Source organism: Bacillus sp. JJ783 (assembly GCF_036963225.1).
In the GTDB taxonomy this organism is placed as follows: Bacteria; Bacillota; Bacilli; order Bacillales; family Bacillaceae_G; genus Bacillus_A; species Bacillus_A cereus_U.
The window spans coordinates 1-5842 of the sequence record NZ_JBALMG010000024.1; the positions used below are offsets into that span (position 1 = coordinate 1).

Genomic DNA, 5842 nt, shown 5'->3' on the forward strand with positions numbered 1-5842 from the left:
TTTTTTGGGGATAATAATTTAGGTTATTTGGATAATAACAAAAGGAATATGCTACTTTTTTAGTGATTGTATAATTATTATAATTTTTAGATTTAACAGAAATATATACTTGAATGAAGTATATATTTCTGTTAAATTTATCCTATGGACAAAACAAGTTTAATTAAAGGTCATTTAGAAATGTGTGTGTTATCTATTTTGTCGAAAAAGAAAAGTTATGGTTATGAAATTATGAAAGAACTTGAAGTACACAATTTAAAATTGAAAGGAGTAGGAAGTATTTACCCTATTTTAACTAAGTTAAAAAATCAAGAGTGGGTAAATACTTATCAAGAAGTAACAGACAGTGGTAAAGTTAGAATCTATTATGAAATTAATGAAAACGGGAAAATACGTCTTGAGAAGAAAATTAATGAGTGGTTAGAATTACAATCTGATATTCAAACATTATTAAAAAGTGGTTTGAAAGGAGACCTTCTGAAATGAGGAATGAATTAAACGGTAAAGAAAATCAATTTTTAACTGACGTACTTAAGGAATTAAAGCAATACGATATCAGCTTAGAAGAAAGGGAAAATATTAAGCAACAAATATTAGAGCATATTCAAGAATGTCGTGAAAATGGGGAGGATAGTATAAATGATCTAGGTACGCCTCAATTATTTGTTCAAGATTTTTTAGAAATAAATGAAATTGACCTACAAGTTAAAATGAGACAACTTCAAAATGAAAAGGGAAATTCGAGCACATTTATCTTAGGTGGCATATTCATCGCAGTTATTACTTACCTCATCTCACAAACTACACTTTCACTATTTTTAACTGAATCGTTTAACGGAACTAATAGCAAAAATACATTTAATTATAATCTTTTATATCGTATAGCAGAGAATCAATGGTGGAACTATGTATTAATAATGTTTAGTTTTACGCTCTCTATATTAGTATTTATTAGCCTAGTAAGTTATAAAAAAAGAAAGCTATCTAAAGTATAATGAAGAAAACTATCTATAAACTATTTCAAATTTGTATTCTTTGTAATGTATTAATATTATGTATCGTACATCCAAAAGTTTATGCTCAGCAAAATATTAAAGTTACATTAGATAAGTATATTGAAAAATTTATAAAGGAACAGAACATTCCTGGAGCTTCCGTTGCAATTGTACATCATAAAGATGTATTCTTTACAAAAACATGGGGGATTACTGGGGAGTCTGAAAAAAAGGTAACTAGTAAAACCCCATTTGCGATTGGCTCAATAAGTAAATCTTTAACAGCTTTAGCTATAGTCAAGTTAATAGAAGATAAAAAAATAAAATTAGAGGATTCAGTTCAACAACATCTTCCTTCGTTTAAACTAAAAGATACACAATCAACTTCAAATATAACAATCCAACATCTACTAACTCATACAAGTGGAATAAACACATATGAAGGCTTAGCATTATCAGATAAACAATTGAAGAGTTCTAAAGCATTAAAGGAAAATGTAATGGAACTTTCAAAAGTAAAATTAAATGCCCCACCAGGGGAAAAGTATCAATATAGTAATGCAAATTATATGATACTTGGTGCCCTTATTGAGGCAGTCACAAATGAAACATATTCTTCATATATAGAAAAGCATGTTTTTCAGCCTTTAAAAATGAATGGCGCAGCGGCAAATAAAGAAAGTGCATATGAAAAAGGCTATTTAACAGGTTATCAGTCGTTGTTTGGTATACCGAGAAAAAGTGTAGTGTCTTATGATAATGCTGGAGCACCGTATGGTTATATTACCGCGAATTTGGAAGATATGATTCAATTTATAATGTTTTTGAATCACCAAGACCACACTCAATTTTTAAAGAAAGAAAGCATGGATCTTTATCTATCACCACTTTATAAAATAAATTCAGAAAAAAGTTACGGGTTTGGATTAAGAACAACAAATATAAATGAAAGCGAAACGATGGTTTGGCATTCAGGATCAACGCCTGATGCTCGTGCAGAAATGTTTACTTTAAATAGAAGTGGCTGGGCTGGTGTGATTTTAACGAATAAAAATCATGTATTAGAAGAAACAGCACTAACGGTATTGAAAAAGGGGATTATTAGTATTTTGAATGGGGAAAAATCTGGTGATATCCCTAAAAACATACCATTCACACAAATTGTTATGTCGATAGTCACACTCTCACTCATTATTACATCAATTATGTTAGTGAAAAAGTATAAACATAAGAAAACTTGTAAAAAACTAACTTGGCTGTTCGCTGGGAGTATTTTTCTACTATTATCTATTATTTTGATCCCACTTCTTATTTATTGCACAAATTCACCGTGGCATACGACTAAATTGTTTGCAGCAGATGTAGCTTTACTCGCTAGTATTACAGTAATTTTATTAGCTGTGAACGGACTAATATCAATATTTATAGCCTTGAGGAGTAAGAAAGTATAAGGGGAAATAATTGAAGAAATATAATTTAAGTTGTTAAAAATAGTTGACTCTCACACAATGTCATTGTTTAAGCTAAAGTTGAGCTTCGAAGTAGATAGAATTTTTAGGAGGAAACCATGTTTAAAATTGGAGATTTTTCAAAACTATCTTCCATTAGTATACGTATGTTGAGACATTACGATAAAGTGGAGCTATTACAGCCAGTAAAAGTCGATGAGCAAAGTGGTTATCGATATTATTCAGCAGCTCAATTAAAGAAAGTAAATCGAATCCAAACGTTAAAAGATATGGGGTTTAATATCGCTACCATTAAAGAAATAATAGAATGCGATAATATAGATAGTATAAAGGAGCAATTTCTAAATCGTAGTACTCAAATTAAAGAAGACATGAATAACCTCCAAAAACAATTACGTCTCCTCGAAGACTCAATGAAAACGATGAGAGAGGATGTTGTTGAGATGAACTATCATATTTCAATAAAGGAAATTCCAGAAAGAAATGTAGCTAGTGTTAGAAAGGTTATTCCATCATATAATTGTGAAGGGGAATTATGGAGTATATTAATGAAGGAAATTCATTTTAAAAATATTAGTATAGCTAATCCGATTAATAGCATTGCTGTCTTCCATGATCAAGAATATAAAGAAAATGATGTAGATGTAGAAATACAGCTAAATATTTTAGGGAAGTATGAAAATACAAAAGATGTTCATTTTAAAAAGATAGAGCCAATCAAGGTAGCATCTATAACAGTAAACGGAAATTATGAACAAATGATAAACGTAAATGAAGCAGCGGCAAAATGGATTGAGGCAGAAGGATATGAAATAGCAGGCCCGATGTTTAATATTTATCATGTTAGCCCAGCGATGGAATCGGATCCTAATAAGTGGGTTACAGAGGTTTGTTATCCAATTAACAAATAAGTAAAAAAAGGCATATTTTATGCCTTTTTTTATTTTATTGTGCTCAAAAATGTATAGCTAAAGGGCTTGTCGGTTTGATTTATCAACTAAATTTAAAATTACGAAAATAAGTGGAGGCAGTTAAAAAATTTTATACCTACTGGAAATTGTGTTTAAATAAAAACCTTCAAGATAATTTACAGTTGAATCTTAAATTAATGATATGTGTATCCTCCATCAGGAAACAACACATTACCCGTAGTAAAACTATTTTGCATTAAATATAGTACAGTATGTGCAATTTCATCATTATATCCAGCTCGCTGTACAAGAGAAAGAGATTTATAAGTTTCATAAGCAGCTAGTCTATTTTCGTTTTGTTCATTTTCCCTTCGTATCGTTCCAGGAGAAACAACATTAACTCTAATTGGAGCTAATTCAACAGCTAAAGCTTTCCCTAAACTTTCAATAGCACCATTACAAGCTCCGTAAGCAGGCGCTCCTTTAAGTGGCCGTTGACTAAATGCACCGGACATTAATACGATAGATCCAGAGTTTGAGAGAAAAGGAATTGCATATTTTACGGCATAATATTGTGGCCAAAACTTTCCGATAAAGCTGCTTTCGGCGATATCGTCCGTAGCAGTTATTGGTCCAAGTGTGTAAGAGGCTCCTGGTGTGAATAAATGATCAAAATTCCCAACTTTCTTGAAAAAATCTTGTAATTGGTTTTTATCTTGGTTATCCAATACATAAGTTTGAAAGTGGTTGTTATTTATTACTTCTCGAGCAAGCATTAATTTTTCTTCCGAGCGTCCTGCAATAATAACATGTGCTCCTTGTTCAATTGCTTGTTTTGCTGTTGCTAATCCAATACCAGAACTCCCGCCAATGATAACGATATGTTTATCTTTTAATACAGTAATAGACATGATTAAACATCTCCCTTAATATAAGATTTAAAATAAGTTGTGTTAATTTTATTATTCGTTAAAAAATGACTACTGAAAAGTACGCACTTTATATGTACTTAGTCGCGAATTTCGTACTAATCGCTTATTGTACGGATACATAATATAAAAAATTACTGGGGGGAGTGGTGAGGAAAATGAATTTAGAGGAACCGAAATTAAAAGGGGTAATAGCAACATTGCAAATTATCGGAGGTAAATGGAAACCACTCATTTTATTTATATTATTAACAGACGGAACGAAACGGTTTGGTGAATTAAAGCGATTAATACCAGACATTTCTCAAGGAACATTAGCGAAGCAGCTTCGTGAATTAGAGCACGATCAACTAATAAAACGCGAAATTTATCAAGAAATACCACCTAAAGTGGAATATAGCTTAACTGAGCATGGAAAAACAGTTAGTACTGTTTTAGATAGTATGTGTGGTTGGGGAAGAGGACATTTAGAATATATTGATAAAAATAAACTATAAAATTATTATGTAAACTGGATGTGATGTGTGGGAATTTATTGTTTTAATAATTTGTATTTTATAATATATAATTAAATAGTGTTATAGGTTATTATATATGTAGTCTTCCAGATGAGGTGATATAGATGAAATGCTGTATCGTTCGAAGTAACTAGTTGTTCAAGGCTGAAAAAATGCGTACCAGATATAAAAGGAAATTTACGAAAATATCAACTTTGAGTCTATTTCGAGGATCATCATAAACATTTAATACATTTTTGCAAAGGGGAAATAATAAAATGAATGAATTAGAGTACAAAAACTTTTATGATAAAGTGGGAAGTGAAAACGGCTGGGATTTTAGTAAGCTAAAATGTGAGACTGTAGGTGACACTTGGGACTTTTATGGCGAAGTGCAAGAAAGATGTAAACCATCACATATTTTACTTGATGTTGGTACAGGTGGAGGAGAAAATGTACTTAACATAGCATCTTCAGCTGCATCACTGATTGGGATAGATAATTCTAATGGAATGATCAAAACAGCACATTCTAATTTGAATAAAGCAGGTGTACAAAACGTTGAATTTCTTCAAATGGATTCTGAAGCTTTAACGTTTCCGCATGCTCATTTTGATGTTGCTTCAAGTTGTCATGCGCCGTTTGTAGCATCTGAATTGGCAAAAGTAATAAAAAAAGGTGCTTTTTTCTTAACACAACAAGTTAGCGAACATGATAAATTAAATCTTAAAGAAGCATTTGGTAGAGGGCAATGTTTAGGTGAAAGAGATGGTACGTTAAAAGATAAGTATATGGGTGAACTTATTAGTGCAGGATTTGAACTCGTACAAGTACGTGAATATGATGTTACTGATTATTACAGTACTCCTGAGGATCTCATTTTCTTATTAAAACATACGCCTATTATTCCTAGATTTGGAGAAAAAGAAGAGGACTTTAATATTTTACAAAAGTTCATTGACACTAATAGTTCTGAAAAAGGGATTCGTACGAATTCCAAAAGGTTTATGATTATTGCTGTTAAATCATAGTATATTTTAA

At 31.1% G+C, this 5842-nt stretch carries 7 protein-coding genes; 6 read left to right on the forward strand and 1 reads right to left on the reverse strand.

Annotated elements, in window-relative coordinates; translation table 11 throughout:
• The first annotated feature begins 144 nt into the window (after positions 1-144).
• From V7038_RS05615 to V7038_RS05630, 4 genes are all read left to right on the forward strand, one after another.
• Positions 145-486 (forward strand): PadR family transcriptional regulator, encoded by a 342-nt coding sequence (locus tag V7038_RS05615; RefSeq protein ID WP_002032268.1) that lies wholly within the window; start codon positions 145-147, stop codon positions 484-486.
• A complete protein-coding gene (locus tag V7038_RS05620; protein ID WP_002168325.1) occupies positions 483-995 on the forward strand; it encodes a hypothetical protein in 513 nt (170 codons plus the stop codon). The genes V7038_RS05615 and V7038_RS05620 overlap by 4 nt, the downstream gene beginning before the upstream one ends.
• Positions 995-2446 carry a serine hydrolase domain-containing protein gene (locus tag V7038_RS05625; RefSeq protein ID WP_335469423.1) on the forward strand — a complete coding sequence of 484 codons (1452 nt, stop codon included), beginning with the start codon at positions 995-997 and terminating at the stop codon, positions 2444-2446. Before V7038_RS05620 ends, V7038_RS05625 begins: the two co-directional genes overlap by 1 nt.
• A gap of 116 nt (positions 2447-2562) precedes the next feature.
• Complete coding sequence (locus tag V7038_RS05630; RefSeq protein WP_131232147.1) at positions 2563-3375, forward strand: MerR family transcriptional regulator; 813 nt, start codon at positions 2563-2565, stop codon at positions 3373-3375.
• A gap of 194 nt (positions 3376-3569) precedes the next feature.
• Here V7038_RS05630 and V7038_RS05635 read toward each other — a convergent pair whose 3' ends face one another.
• Complete coding sequence (locus V7038_RS05635) at positions 3570-4286, reverse strand: SDR family oxidoreductase (RefSeq protein WP_199659408.1); 717 nt, start codon at positions 4284-4286, stop codon at positions 3570-3572.
• 176 nt (positions 4287-4462) lie between these two features.
• On the opposite strand from V7038_RS05635, the gene V7038_RS05640 reads away from it, so the two are divergent.
• Positions 4463-4801, forward strand: a complete 339-nt coding sequence (locus V7038_RS05640; protein ID WP_061690194.1) for a winged helix-turn-helix transcriptional regulator — start codon at positions 4463-4465, stop codon at positions 4799-4801.
• A 278-nt stretch (positions 4802-5079) separates the two neighbouring features.
• On the forward strand, positions 5080-5832 hold the full coding sequence (locus tag V7038_RS05645) for a class I SAM-dependent methyltransferase (protein ID WP_335469425.1): 753 nt from the start codon (positions 5080-5082) through the stop codon (positions 5830-5832).
• The last annotated feature ends 10 nt before the right edge of the window (positions 5833-5842 follow it).

Coding starts and splice junctions, on each gene's coding strand:
- V7038_RS05640 (WP_061690194.1), top strand. CDS start 4,463: ATGAATTTAGAGGAACCGAAATTAAAAGGGGTAATAGCAACATTGCAA.
- V7038_RS05645 (WP_335469425.1), top strand. CDS start 5,080: ATGAATGAATTAGAGTACAAAAACTTTTATGATAAAGTGGGAAGTGAA.
- V7038_RS05625 (WP_335469423.1), top strand. CDS start 995: ATGAAGAAAACTATCTATAAACTATTTCAAATTTGTATTCTTTGTAAT.
- V7038_RS05615 (WP_002032268.1), top strand. CDS start 145: ATGGACAAAACAAGTTTAATTAAAGGTCATTTAGAAATGTGTGTGTTA.
- V7038_RS05630 (WP_131232147.1), top strand. CDS start 2,563: ATGTTTAAAATTGGAGATTTTTCAAAACTATCTTCCATTAGTATACGT.
- V7038_RS05620 (WP_002168325.1), top strand. CDS start 483: ATGAGGAATGAATTAAACGGTAAAGAAAATCAATTTTTAACTGACGTA.
- V7038_RS05635 (WP_199659408.1), bottom strand. CDS start 4,286: ATGTCTATTACTGTATTAAAAGATAAACATATCGTTATCATTGGCGGG.